Origin of the sequence: Nocardia sp. NPDC051463, from assembly GCF_040681975.1 — a bacterium.
Lineage (GTDB): Bacteria > Actinomycetota > Actinomycetes > Mycobacteriales > Mycobacteriaceae > Nocardia.
Genome location: NZ_JBFBAB010000030.1, coordinates 14,715 through 27,740, shown reverse-complemented (window position 1 = coordinate 27,740; position 13,026 = coordinate 14,715). Strand labels below are relative to the sequence as shown.

Annotated in this window: 12 protein-coding genes and 1 riboswitch; of the genes, 10 read left to right on the top strand and 2 right to left on the bottom strand. The window is 67.6% G+C overall.

The features are described 5' to 3' along the window. Positions 1-70: 70 nt before the first annotated feature. Positions 71-787 carry a hypothetical protein gene (locus tag AB0M74_RS29150; protein WP_366529494.1) on the bottom strand — a complete coding sequence of 239 codons (717 nt, stop codon included), beginning with the start codon at positions 785-787 and terminating at the stop codon, positions 71-73. Between the two features lie 285 nt (positions 788-1,072). Next, positions 1,073-1,166: riboswitch (SAM riboswitch) on the top strand. Between the two features lie 344 nt (positions 1,167-1,510). Between AB0M74_RS29150 and AB0M74_RS29145 the strand changes: the two genes are divergently transcribed. From AB0M74_RS29145 to AB0M74_RS29100, 10 genes are all read left to right on the top strand, one after another. Continuing rightward, positions 1,511-1,804 carry a hypothetical protein gene (locus AB0M74_RS29145; protein ID WP_366529493.1) on the top strand — a complete coding sequence of 98 codons (294 nt, stop codon included), beginning with the start codon at positions 1,511-1,513 and terminating at the stop codon, positions 1,802-1,804. A gap of 51 nt (positions 1,805-1,855) precedes the next feature. After that, positions 1,856-2,419 (top strand): GNAT family N-acetyltransferase, encoded by a 564-nt coding sequence (locus tag AB0M74_RS29140; RefSeq protein WP_366529492.1) that lies wholly within the window; start codon positions 1,856-1,858, stop codon positions 2,417-2,419. After that, the gene (locus AB0M74_RS29135; RefSeq protein WP_366529491.1) at positions 2,416-3,555 is read left to right on the top strand and encodes an LLM class flavin-dependent oxidoreductase; all 1,140 of its coding nucleotides are present in this window, start codon (positions 2,416-2,418) and stop codon (positions 3,553-3,555) included. The genes AB0M74_RS29140 and AB0M74_RS29135 overlap by 4 nt, the downstream gene beginning before the upstream one ends. Next, on the top strand, positions 3,552-5,171 hold the full coding sequence (locus tag AB0M74_RS29130; RefSeq protein WP_366529490.1) for an ABC transporter substrate-binding protein: 1,620 nt from the start codon (positions 3,552-3,554) through the stop codon (positions 5,169-5,171). The genes AB0M74_RS29135 and AB0M74_RS29130 overlap by 4 nt, the downstream gene beginning before the upstream one ends. Positions 5,172-5,173: 2 nt before the next feature. Further along, positions 5,174-6,175, top strand: coding sequence for an ABC transporter permease (locus AB0M74_RS29125; RefSeq protein ID WP_366529489.1), 1,002 nt, complete (start codon positions 5,174-5,176; stop codon positions 6,173-6,175). Further along, the gene (locus tag AB0M74_RS29120; protein ID WP_366529488.1) at positions 6,168-6,419 is read left to right on the top strand and encodes a hypothetical protein; all 252 of its coding nucleotides are present in this window, start codon (positions 6,168-6,170) and stop codon (positions 6,417-6,419) included. The genes AB0M74_RS29125 and AB0M74_RS29120 overlap by 8 nt, the downstream gene beginning before the upstream one ends. Beyond that, positions 6,412-7,284, top strand: a complete 873-nt coding sequence (locus AB0M74_RS29115; RefSeq protein ID WP_366529487.1) for an ABC transporter permease — start codon at positions 6,412-6,414, stop codon at positions 7,282-7,284. The genes AB0M74_RS29120 and AB0M74_RS29115 overlap by 8 nt, the downstream gene beginning before the upstream one ends. Then, entirely contained in the window at positions 7,281-9,068 is a 1,788-nt protein-coding gene (locus AB0M74_RS29110; protein ID WP_366529486.1) for an ABC transporter ATP-binding protein, read from the top strand. The genes AB0M74_RS29115 and AB0M74_RS29110 overlap by 4 nt, the downstream gene beginning before the upstream one ends. A 93-nt stretch (positions 9,069-9,161) precedes the next feature. Next, the gene (locus AB0M74_RS29105; RefSeq protein ID WP_366529485.1) at positions 9,162-10,370 is read left to right on the top strand and encodes an LLM class flavin-dependent oxidoreductase; all 1,209 of its coding nucleotides are present in this window, start codon (positions 9,162-9,164) and stop codon (positions 10,368-10,370) included. Further along, on the top strand, positions 10,370-11,746 hold the full coding sequence (locus tag AB0M74_RS29100; protein ID WP_366529484.1) for an NtaA/DmoA family FMN-dependent monooxygenase: 1,377 nt from the start codon (positions 10,370-10,372) through the stop codon (positions 11,744-11,746). Before AB0M74_RS29105 ends, AB0M74_RS29100 begins: the two co-directional genes overlap by 1 nt. A 34-nt stretch (positions 11,747-11,780) precedes the next feature. On the opposite strand, the gene AB0M74_RS29095 is transcribed toward AB0M74_RS29100, so the two are convergent. Then, positions 11,781-12,938 (bottom strand): transposase, encoded by a 1,158-nt coding sequence (locus AB0M74_RS29095; RefSeq protein WP_366529541.1) that lies wholly within the window; start codon positions 12,936-12,938, stop codon positions 11,781-11,783. Positions 12,939-13,026 lie beyond the last annotated feature (88 nt).

The following is a 13,026-nucleotide window of genomic DNA, read 5'->3' as shown; positions in this document are numbered from 1 at the left end:
TGGCGCACAGGGGTGACGCCTTCGGCTCCTGGGCCTTTTGATTCCGGACCGGAGGGTCGGACAGACCGAGCTATGGAACCGCGGTGATACCGATGGTCGGGAGGAAGAAGCACGAGTGGCCGTTGTTTTCGACGGCGCCGAAGACGGCGGCGAGCACGGTTCCCGAGCCGGTATCGACCGGGACGGCGCGGACCCCGCCGACCGGGAGGGCGGCGAAGAAGAAGTCCTGGATCGCGCGTTCGGCAAGGGGGCGGATTTCTGCGGGGACCTCGGCGGGGACCATAGCTCGGAAGACGTCGGAGAGCAGGCCCATCGAGGTGGCGCCGCTGCGCCCGTTGCTCAGGTTCATCCAGGCGACACGCATGCCCGACTCGGTCGAGGTGTCGGGGGCAACGCCATAGGGCACGAAGGTGAACATGGTCTGGCCCGCTTTCACGGCGGTGAGATCGAGGCCGGGGATGTTCACCGTGGTCTTGGGCCACGGGCCGGGAAAAGCGCCCGCGATGGCGGGGACCAGGCCAAGGGTGCCTGCGTCGGAGCAGAATGCCGCGGCGGTCGGATACAGGAAGGGGTCCATGCCGGCGGCACGCAGCGCTTGCACCGCCGATTGATACGCGCCGAACAGATCGGTAGGCGCGGCTGCCGGGGCGAGACCGGGGCGCTCGGCGGCCGCAGCCGGGGTGGGAGCCGCCGGAGCGCCGAAAGCGGTGGCAGGGGCGGCAAGGGCTAGCGCGGCGGCACTCGTCGCGATGGCGGTCAGCGTGGTCAGACGGCGCACAACGGTCACTTCGGACCTCCTCATCGTCGGCACGATCGAGGACACGGTACTCCGGCAAACTCTCGAAGCTGGGAATCTTCGGCACAGCTAATTTCCGGCGCGTCGCACGCGACACGATCTGTGAGTCGGATCCATGAGGTGGGCGCTGCTCAGGGCGACGGGCTAAATGATCGCGGGAGACGACCTGTCGGACAAGGGCTGCGCTCACGCTGATTCCTAACCTTGTTCTGGAGTGCCCTTGCTTCGCATGCTATTTCGGCTAGCCCCTCGACGGCCCCGAGCTCGCCGCGGGCCGCACCATCCAGAGCGACCGAGAGACCTGGCTCGTCGACGTCGCAGCAACCCCCCGCGAGCCGGGTGCGGGTGCTTCCGCCGGGAACGATGGAGGAAACCGACATGATCACCGAACAACCCGGCAACCGTTGGGCCCCTCGCCCTGTCGACCAGTGCCACATCACCGCCGCGAGCTGTCGCGACTGACCACGCCGCCAGCTTGTGCACCCGTCACTGGCCGGGTGATGTGACCGCCTGATGAGGGGCCGGTCTCGTTCGTTTCTTCGAAGGACCTCGATATGAGTGCGTCCATCGCATCTGGCGCAGCCGTTTCCGGCGCAGCCGCGGCCGTCGGCGGTGCGCCCGCCTCCCCGGGCCGGCCCGGCACGAGTGCAGCACCCGGCGAACCCGCCACCCCGGCACCCGACGAATCCGCCACGTCCGGCACCGTCGACTCGGTTGGCATCGTCCATCCGTCCGGAGCGGGTACGACGACCGCCACTGTTCGATCTGCGGCCCACCATCGGTGCGCCGGCCCATCGGATCCAACCCCACCGCGATCTATCACACGGCAACACCGAGATCGTGGCCACCGCCTCCGGCGCGGGCGAGGCGCTCCATGGCGAGATCGGCGTGCTCACCAAGAAGAACAACAGGCTGATCGGCGCGGTGCACAAGGCCATCGACCACGCCATCCAGTCGGGCACCTACCAGCAGGCCATCGACCGGTGGGGCGCAAGCCCGAAACAGTGACCGACTCGCGGACCAACCCGCCCGGCCTGCCGAAGAAGTCGTGACAGCCCGATGACACAGCGACTTTCCTCGAGCCGGCGACGCTCGCCGACGACTCGACCCGAGCTGCGCGTGTACGCGGTCGCCCAGGACGATCCGCTGGCCACACCCCTGCTCGCGGAGCTCGCCGTCGAATACAGCATGCGCTACGGCCGGACCGTCGGTGCCGTGCACGACTCGCTGCGCGCCTATCCAGCCGCGGAGTTCGCGGCGCCGGACGGTGCGCTGCTGGTCGTGACCCGCGACGGCGAACCCGTGGCGGGCGGCGCTTTCCGGCGCTACGACGACGACACCGCCGAGCTGAAACGCATCTGGACCGCACGTGAGCACCGCAGGCAGGGACTGGGCCGCTTCGTGCTCGAACAGCTGGAGACCGAAATCGCACGGCGTGGATACCGCCGCATCTACCTGATCACGGGTCCACGCCAGCCCGAGGCCGTCGCCCTGTATCTGGCTCACGGTTACACCGCGCTCTACGACTTGGACACCCCGTCGGAAGAGATCGCCCCGCATCCCTTCGAGAAGTACCTGCACGCCCCACTTCCCGCCTCCGACCCGGTAGGAGCCCACGCATGAAGTTCCTGCTGTTCACCCTGGTCACCCGGGTTCCGGATCCGACAACCGGGCGACTGCCCGGCACCAGAGAGCGGCTGCGCACTGTCATCGAGCAGGCGAGCAGCGCCGAAGAGCTCGGCTACGACGGGTTCGCCGTCGGCGAGCGGCACGAGGATCCGTTCCTGTCGGCCGCACCGCCGGTGATCCTCAGCCACATCGCCGCGGTCACCTCGCGCATCTCGTTGTTCACCGCGGTCACCACTCTGAGCCTGCTGGATCCGGTGCGCGCCTTCGAGGACTACTCGACGCTGGACAATCTCTCCGGCGGCAGGCTGGAACTGATCATCGGCAAGGGCAACGGCAGCGCACAAGCCGAGTTGTTCCACGTCACCACCGACGATCAGTGGGACCGCAATCGGGAAGGCTACGAGCTGTTCCGGGAACTCTGGGCCAGCGACAGCGTGACCTGGTCCGGTCGGTTCCGGCCCGAACTCCGCGCGGCCAAGGCGCTGCCGCGGCCGTGGCAGCCACGCATCCGCATCTGGCACGGCAGCGCGACGAGTCGCGACTCGGTGGAACTGGCCGCGCGCCACGGTGATCCGCTGTTCTCGGCGAATGTCACCAATCCCATCGAGCCGTATGCCGAGCTCGTGCGCCACTACCGGGAGCGGTGGGAGTTCTACGGGCACGACCCTGCCGATGCCATGGTCGGCGCGGGTACCGCCGGATTCCACGTGGCCAGGACCTCGCAGGAGGCCGCGGCGGTGTTCCGGCCGATCTTCGAGGCACGACTCGCGCTGGCCCGCAAGCTCGGGTTGCCGGTGGTGTTCGAGACCCTCGAGGACTTCCTCACCCGCAGCTCGGCATTGGTCGGCAGCCCGGAGCAGGTCATCGACAAGGTCGGCCGTCAGCACGAACACTTCGGCCACGAGGTGACCCACCTGGCCGCGGATCGCGACGGGCGCACCGCGACCCAGCACCGCGACAGCCTCGAGCTTTTCCAGTCCGCGGTTGCCCCGGAACTGCGCAGACGGATTCGGAGCAGGCCACTGGCCGTGCACACCGACATCGACCATCAGGTCCGATCCACCACCGACTACGACCTCGATTCCCAGGGCGACCTCGTCCGCACCGAAACATCTGGAGTACCACAGTGATCCGACTCCGCCATCGAATCGCGGCCGTGGCCGCAGCCGTCACCGCGGCCGCGAGCCTCGCCGCCTGCGGCAGTGATTCGGCAGGGACCGGCACCGACGCGGGCCCGCCCAAGCCGGGCGGCACGCTGCGCTACGGCCTGTCGGTGGCACCGACCTGCTCGGACCCCGCGCAGTCGGGCACCAACCAGACGCTGTATGTCAGCCGTCAGATCGTGGATTCGCTGACCGATCAGGATCCCGAGACCGGTGAACTGAAGCCCTGGCTCGCGCAGAGCTGGGAGGTCACCCCCGACGCGAAGGTCTTCACCTTCCATCTCGTCGACGGCGTCACCTTCAGCGATGGCACGCCGCTGACCGCGGAATCGGTACAGCGAACCTTCGATTCGGTCGTCGAGCTGGGCGCGGCGAAGGCGCCGCTCGGCGCGAGCTACCTCACCAACTACGTCACGACCACTGCGGTGGACAAGCTCACCGCCCGTGTGGAGTTCAGCAAGCCGAATGCCCAATTCCTGCAGGCCACCTCGACCGCGCAGCTCGGCATCCTCGCCGAGGTCACCACCGCGAAACCCGCCGAACAACGCTGCGCGGGCGACAACATCGGCAGCGGCCCGTTCACCTATGCGAACTACCGGCAGGATGCCTCGGCGACGCTGGCCAAACGCGCCGGATACCACTGGGGTTCGGCGGTGTTCGCGCACCACGGCGAGGCCTACCTCGACAAGATCGAGTTCACCGTCGTCCCCGAGTCCGGAGTCCGCACCGGCAGTCTCGGCTCCCGACAGCTCGATGCCATCAGCGACGCGCTGCCGCAAGACGCGCCCCAGATCGAGGCGACCGGCGGGCGGGTGCTGAGCACCGCGAACCCGGGCGTGCCGTTCGGCTTCCAGCCCAATGTCACCCGCGGGCCCCTGCGCGATCCCGCGGTCCGCCAGGCGCTGCTGCCCGCGATCGACCGCAAGCAGCTCATCGACACCGTGCTCGGCCCGCAATTCAAGATCGCGACGAGCTCGCTGGCCAGCACCACTCCGGGTTATCAGGATCTGTCGACCACACTGCCCTTCGATCAAGCCAAGGCACGCAACATTCTCGATCAGGCGGGCTGGACACCAGGCGGCGACGGCATCCGCGTGAAGAACGGTGAGCGGCTGGCCTTCTCGGTCTTGTTCAGCCAGGTTTTCGCGGGCAACCAGGCGATCCTCGAACTGGTGCAGCAGCAGCTGCGCCAGATCGGCGTCGAGCTGCGGCTGGATCTGGTTGCGGTCGCGGAGTACACCGCGCGGCAGAACGCCAAGGACTACGACAGTGTCTACTACAACAGCACCCGCGCCGACGGCGACATCCTGCGCACCGCATTCAGCGTGGACAGTCGCAATCTCAATGTGCGCGAACGCATCCCAACGCTCGATGACGCGCTGGACGGACAGTTGAGCACCGGCGACGCCGCCGCACGCACAGCCCTCATCCGCACCGCGCAGCAGGCGGTGCTGGATTCGGGCCTGTGGATTCCGACGGTCGAACTGTCGCAGGCCATCGGTGTGGGCGCCGGCGTGCAGGACCTGAAGTTCGAGGCCTCCGCGCGATTGCAATTCTTCGACACCTGGCTGAGCGGGCGGTAGCGATGGCGCGCTACGTGACGCTACGAGCACTGCAGGCGGTGGGAGTGCTGTGGGCGGCCTTCACCATCTCGTTCGTGGTGCTCTACCTGCTGCCCGCCGACCCGGTGTCCATCGCCGCCGACGCGGGCGGTTCGGGTACCGCAGTGGACAAGGCCGCGGTCGCCGAGCTACAGGCCAGGTATGGGCTGGACCGTCCACTGTGGGAGCAGTATTGGACGGCACTGACGCACGCGGTGCGAGGCGACCTCGGCCGTTCCATCTCGACCGGCCAACCGGTCACCGACGCGATCGGTGACGCACTGCCCTCCACGCTCGGATTGGCTTCGCTGGCAGTGCTTTTCGCGACCGCCGGTGGTGTTTCGGTGGCCGTCGCCGCGACGTACTCGCGCCGCCCGTGGCTGCGCAACGCGCTGCGTTCGCTGCCCTCGCTCGGCGTTTCGGTGCCGACGTTCTGGACCGGACTGCTACTGCTGCAACTGTTCTCGTTCCAGCTCCGGCTTGTCCCCGCATTCGGCGGCCACGGCTTCGCAGGAACTCTCCTGCCCGCCATCACCCTCGCCATCCCGATCGGCGCGGTACTCGCCCAGGTGCTCGCGACCGGACTGGAATCGACGTGGCGCCAGCCGTTCGTCGAGGTGGCCGTAGCCAAGGGCGGTTCGCGCTGGTGGGTGCAGCGCAAACATGTGTTGCGCTCGGCGGCGCTGCCCACCTTCACCATCGCAGGCGTGCTGGTGGGCAACATGCTGGCCGGATCGGTGGTGGTGGAGACCGTATTCGCCCGCACCGGCGTCGGACGTCTCACACAGACGTCCGTACTCGCCCAGGACATTCCGGTCGTGCAAGGCATCGTGCTGCTGACCTCGGCGGTCTTCGTCGCGGTCAATCTCGCGGTGGACCTGCTCTATCCGCTGCTGGATCCGCGTATCGCGGGGCGCGCCCGTCGCGCGCCGAACAAGACCACCGACGACATCACCACTGGTGAGGAGGTAGCTGCCCGTGTCTGATCTACCCGCGGCACCGTTGCCGAAACGACCGGGGCTCTCGTGGCGGTCGTTGTGCCGCACCACCCCACCGACACCTGCCGCAGGCACATTCGTGGCCGACCGTGCATCGGCGCAGCGGCGCGATGGCCTCGTTGTGCATGACAGCACCGTGCTGACCCTGCTGCCGCACTGGCCTTCCCTCGGCTTCGCCTTCGCGCCGTGGCAGCTCATCGACGACATCGCGGAGGTGAACGTCCATGGTTGACGTGCTCGACGAGCGGCGTGGTGTGGCAGTGCCGTGGTTGCGGCGGCCGGTACTGCGAGGGAAAGCCTTGCGCGGCAATACGGCGCAGATCATCGCCATCCTGGTCGTGCTGATCGCGCTGGGGTGGGCATTATTGCCCTCGGTGTTCGCCAGTGGCGATCCGCTGACCGGTGTGCCCGCCGAGAAGTTCCGTGGGCCGAGCGCTGCGCACTGGTTCGGCACCGACAACCTCGGCCGCGACCTCTACACCCGGATGGTGCACGGTGCGGGACTTTCACTGACCGCGACGCTCTCGGCGGTGGCGATCGCACTGGTCGCCGGGTCGGTGCTCGGCTTGCTGTCCGGGTCGGTCGGCGGTGTCGTCGATACCCTCATCATGCGATTCGTCGACGTGCTGCTGTCGATTCCCGCGCTGCTGCTTTCGCTGGCACTGGTCACCGCTCTCGGCTTCGGCACCCGCAATGTGGCTATCGCCGTGGGTGTTTCGCTGGTCGCCAACTTCGCACGCGTGATGCGCTCGGAAGTGCTGCGGATTCGCCAGTCACCGTTCGTGGAGGCGGCGCACGCCTGTGGCGTTCGCTGGTACGGCGTGCTCGCTCGGCACGTGCTGCCCAACGCCTACCAACCGGTGCTCGCCCTTGCCGCAGTCGAGTTCGGCATGGCGGTGCTCTCGGTCTCGGCGTTGAGCTTCCTGGGCTACGGTGCGAAACCGCCCACTCCCGAATGGGGCTCACTGATCTCCGAGGGCCGCAACTACCTTGCCACCGCCTGGTGGATGACCACACTGCCCGGCCTGGTGATCATCGCGGTCGTCCTGGCCGCTCAGCGCCTCGGACGCGCCGTCAGCGGAAGTGAGCACGCATGAGCGACACCGATCTTTGCGGCGTCCACCCGACCGATACCGGCGCTGTACCTTCGAGCGAAGGTGGCCTGCCCGCCATCGACAGGCCGCTGGTGGCGGTCGCCGAAGCGCCGGTTCCGACCAGCGCCGACCCGGTCGCACCCGGCGCGATCGGGCTCGAAGCATCGGCACCCGATGCCGCACTCCTTCACATCGACGGTCTCCATGTCGGCTATCGGTCCGGCTCCGGTCCCGTCTCGGCGTTGGCAGGTGTCTCGCTCACTGTGGCACGTGGTGAGGTTGTCGCCTTGGTCGGTGAATCCGGTTCCGGCAAGTCGACGCTCGCGCAGGCAGTGATCGGGTTGCTCGGGCCGAATGGCGAGATCACCGGCGGAACGATCACTTTCGATGGGGAGATCGTGAACACCGGTTCCGAGCGGGGTTTGCGGCGACTGCGCGGCGCTCGGATCGGATTCGTTCCGCAGGATCCCGGGCTGTCGTTGAATCCGGTGCAGCGGGTGGGCGATCAGGTCGCCGAGGCGTTGATCGTGCACGGTCTCGCCGACCGGCGCGGCGCCGAGCGGCGGGCCGTGGAGTTGCTCACCGAGGCGGGGCTCGATCGGCCGGAACTGCGGGCCACGCAGTATCCGCACGAATTATCCGGCGGACAGCGGCAGCGGGTGCTGATCGCGGCAGCGCTGATCTGCGGGCCGGAGCTGGTGATCGCCGACGAGCCGACCAGTGCACTGGATGCGACGGTGGCACGCCGAGTGCTCGATGGGCTTGCCGGGCAGATCGCCGCCCGCGGCACGGCCGTCCTGTTGATCACGCACGATCTCGCGGTGGCCGCCGAGCGGGCCGATCGTCTGGTGGTGCTCAACGGCGGCGAGGTCGTCGAAACCGGCCGCACCGCAGCGGTGCTCGCCGAACCTCGGCACCCCTACACCAAGCGCCTGCTGGCGGCATCGCCGAGCTTGGCGCCGTTCGGCGGGTTCCGGCCGCGCCGCAACACCCGAGTCGAGCCGCTGCTCTCGGTTCGCGAGGTGCACAAGCGCTTCCGTGCGCAGTCCGGCGGGTGGGTGACCGCGGCCGCCGGTGTCGCCTTCGACCTCGGACGGGGCGAAACGCTGTCGCTCGTCGGCGAATCCGGATCCGGCAAGTCCACCACCGCGCGGATCGCCCTGCAGCTGTCCGAACCCGACAGCGGTGTGGTCACCTTCGATGGACACGAGCTGACCAAGGTCAGAGGACCCGAGCTGCGGGCGCTGCGCAGGCGGTTCCAGGTGGTGTACCAGAACCCCTACGCCTCCCTCGACCCACGCTGGCGCGTCGGGTCGATCATCGAAGAACCGTTGCGCGCGTATGGAGTCGGCGACCGCAAGGCCCGGCAGGCGCGGGTGCGGGAACTGCTCGGACAGGTCGCGTTGCCGGAGCAATTCAGCCGGCGGCGACCCGCCGAACTGTCCGGCGGGCAGCGGCAACGGGTCGCCATCGCGCGAGCGCTCGCGCTACACCCCGACCTGCTCGTACTCGACGAACCGGTCTCTGCGCTCGACGCCTCGGTGCAGGCCCAGATCCTGGAACTGCTCGACCGCCTCCAGGCCGAACTGCGATTGAGCTACCTGTTCATCTCCCACGACCTCGCAGTCGTCCGCCGGATCAGCGACCGGGTCGCGGTGATGCGCAACGGACGCATCGTCGAAACCGGCTACACCGCAGACATTTTCGACAACCCCCAGCACGAGTACACGCGGGAACTGTTGTCGGCCATCCCCGCGCACTCCGCCGTCACGAAAGGACAGTACTGATGCGCATCCGCACCGGCCCATGCCGCCACGGCGCACAAATCGCCGCCGTGGCGAACCACCCACCCCTCGAATCGACTGGAAAGGATCGTGCTGATGTCTGATTCGGATTTCTTCCTCGGCGTGGAACTCACCGGGACCGGTGTGCATCCGGCGTCGTGGCGGCGCGACGATTCGCGTGCCGAGGATCTGTTCACCGGCGGCTACTGGGTGGATACGGTCGCCGCCGCCGAAAGCGCCGGAGTGGACGCGGTTTTCGTACCCGACTCCTTCGGCCTACAGCAGGGCGGGGCCGGGGTCACCAGAGGCGTGCTCGATGCGGTCGCGATCACCGCCAGGGTCGCCGCACGCACCCACCGCATCGGACTGATCGCGCAGGCTGCGGTAACCCACACCGAACCGTTCCATCTGTCCAAGGCGATCGCGAGCCTCGATTTCGCCTCGCTCGGCCGCGCGGGCTGGGAGGTCACCGTTTCCGAGGGCACCGAGCAGGCACGGGCATTCGGCCGCAAGGACGCCCAGACGGATGCGGCGCTGTGGCACGAGGCGGACGAGGCGATCGATGTGGTCACGCGGCTGTGGGACAGCTGGGAGGACGACGCGGAGATCCGTGACAAGTCGACCGGCCGCTTCATCGACCGGGAGAAGCTGCACTACATCGACTTCGTCGGCGCGAACTTCTCGGTCAAGGGCCCGTCGATCACCCCGCGTTCTCCGCAGGGTCTGCCGATCATCGCGGTCCGCGCCGCCGACGCACCGAGCACGTCGGTGGCGGTCCACCGTGCCGACCTGATCCGCGTCGCCGCCACCGATCTCGACGCGGCAGCCGCACGACGCACGGCGCTGCGGGCCGCGCTCGCGGCGGCAGGCCGCGATCCGGACACGGTCCGAGTACTGCTGGATATCGACATCCACCTGGCCGACACGGAGGCCGCGGCGCACGACGAGGTGGCTCAGCTGGACCGCTGGGTCGACCCGATCGCCACAGCGGACACCAACGCACCGAACACGCTGCGCCACCTCGGCACTCCGGACACACTGCGCGAACTCATCACCACCCTCCGCGCTGGGGCGCCCGACGGCGTCGTGCTGCGCCCCCTCGCCGCACCCGCCGCCCTCCGTCTCCTCGCCGCAGCACCGCTGCTCGGGGTCCACACCCGTTCGGGGCACCCAGCAGGCGTGCGAATCCCGACAACGGGTGCGGACAGCAGAAACCGGGGAACGCTGCGGTCACGCCTCGGGTTGCCACGGCCTGCCAGCCGCTACGCGCAAACCTCCACCGCTACTTCGGAAGGGACGCTGTGATGAGTGGGAAACCTCGCAAGCCGGTTCATCTTGCCGCGCACTTTCCGGGGGTGAACAACACCACCGTGTGGAGTGATCCGGCATCGAAGAGTCAGATCGATGTCGAGTCGTTCGTGCATCTGGCCCAGACCGCCGAACGCGGGCTGTTCGACTTCTTCTTTCTTGCCGAGGGGCTGCGGCTGCGCGAACATCTCGGACTGATCCATGATCTCGATGTCGTGGGCAGACCGGATACATTCACCGTGCTGAACGCACTGGCCGCGGTCACCGACAAGCTCGGGCTGGCGGGGACTATCAACAGCACCTACAACGAGCCCTTCGAGTTGGCCAAGCAGTTCGCGTCGTTGGATCATCTCTCGGGTGGTCGGGCGGCATGGAATGTCGTTACCTCGTCGGATGCGTTCACCGGCGAAAACTTTCGGCGCGGCGGCTATCTCGAGCACAGTCAGCGCTACCAGCGGGCCGCGGAGGTCGTCGAAGTCAGCCGAGCATTGTGGGACAGTTGGCCCAGCGACGCCTTGGTGGTGGATCGCGAGGCGGGCGTTTTCGCTCGCGATACTCCCGAAATCAGCTATCGCAATACACAATTCGATATCTCCGGCCGTTTCGTGCTGCCACCGAGTCCGCAGGGACACCCGGTGTTGCTGCAGGCAGGTGATTCCGACGAGGGCCGGGAGTTCGGCGCGGCCAGTGCCGACGCCATCTTCACCGGACACGGCTCAGTGGAAGCCGGGCAGAAGTTCTATGCGGACGTGAAGGGCCGCTTGGCGAAATACGGTCGTACGCCCGACGAGCTGAAGATTCTGCCCGCCGCGACATTCGTGCTCGGCGATACCGCCGCGGACGCGCAGGAGCGGGCCAGGCACATCCGACTCCAGCAGGTCGGCCCACAGACCGCCATCGCTTTCCTCGAACAGGTCTGGGGCCGTGAGCTTTCCGGCTACGACCCGGACGGGCCGCTGCCCGATGTCGAACCGTCCGGCGACGCCACCATCACCCGCGGCCGGGTGCGCCACGCGAAGGACCCGCGGGCTGTGGCCGAGAGCTGGCGGGCGAAGGCCGAAGCGGAGCAGCTCAGCATCCGTGAGCTGATCATCGAGGTCACCGCGCGTCAGCAGTTCGTCGGCACGCCTGCCGCGGTCGCCGAACAGATCGACGCCTATGTGCAGGCCGACGCCGCGGACGGCTTCATCCTCGTCCCGCATCTCACTCCCGCGGGACTCGACGAATTCGTCGAGCGCGTTGTACCGGAATTACAGGAACGCGGCAGCTTCCGCACCGAGTACGCCGGCGCCACCCTGCGCGACCATCTGGGCCTGCCCCACCCGCACCGGAACCACCGCAGCACCGCACACGAAGGAGCCCGAGCGTCTTAACGCTTCTCCTGCCTGAAGGCAGGAGATTCACAGCTCAGACCGCAACCGAACCATCCACCTGAGGGAGGTGACCCGCTTGTCTCACATCCTCAACACTGCTGTGGCCGCGTTCTGCCACAACCAGAATCACCCTGGCCGCGTTCCGGTCCCGCCCTGCGGTGTAACCGCAGTCCAGGCATCGGAAAGTTCTCTCGCACAGGTCGAGTCGCTTGGCTCTCGCGAAACAGTCACTGCACGTCATCGTCGTATAGGCGGGCTGAACCAACACCACCCTCCGGCCAGCCCGCACACCCCGCTCGATCAACGCCCGCTTCGCCCCGCCGATCGCCGCATCTGCCGCTTTCCGAGCCATCGTGGACTTCGCCAGGAATTTCGGCCGGAAGTCCTCCACCGCGATCAACGCATGGTTGGCGACAACACTTTTCGCCCACACCCGCGAATCATGTTGGGTTTGCCGCGCTGCTTTCTTGTGGAGCTTCGCGACCTCGCGGGCGGCCCGCTGGTAACCACCGGACTGTGGGCCGCGCGTACCGCGACGGCGGCGAGCCATACGGCGTTGCGCTTTGGCGAGTTCCGCCGCGCACCGTTTCCGGTGCCTCAGAACGGGCAGATCGAACCGGGTGTCGGTGGTCGTGGCTGTGACGCTCACACCCCAGTCGATACCGACACCACCCTCTACTGCCGGGACGGTTTCCACCTCACGCCGCACCACGAACGAGGCATACCAATGCCCCAGGCAGTCTTGGGTGATACGGACAGACGTCGGCTCCGATGGCAGTTCCCGCGACCACACGACCGGGATACTCACCCCCTTCGGGAGAAGCAACCTGCCCGCGCGGATGCTGAACCCGCGCACGGTGTATTCCAGCGACGGCAACGTCTTCTTGCGTGGTTTGAACCTCGGGCGGCCGAGTCCTTTGACCTTGAACGAATGGTCGAGGGCTTGCGCGTAGGTACGCAGCGTCTGCTGCTGGGCGACCTGCGACCCGTCGCGCAACCAACCGTTGCGGCCCCGCGCTTCGGTGAGCAACTTTCCGAGCTTACCGAAGCTCAGACGTCCACCCGACTTCTTTTGGTGCACAGCCTCGTTCCACAGAAACCGGCACCGATGCCACTCCGAGAGCAGCGCCCGCTCCGCCTGCACGCCAGGGCGCAGTCGGTAGTTGAAGCGCACCACCTCGGTCATGCCCAGCAATGTAACCGACAGCACCGACAACTCCTGGTGACCCGACCACGATAAGGAGGATGGCGCTTCCTCTCCCTCGTGAACGAGGGAGTAT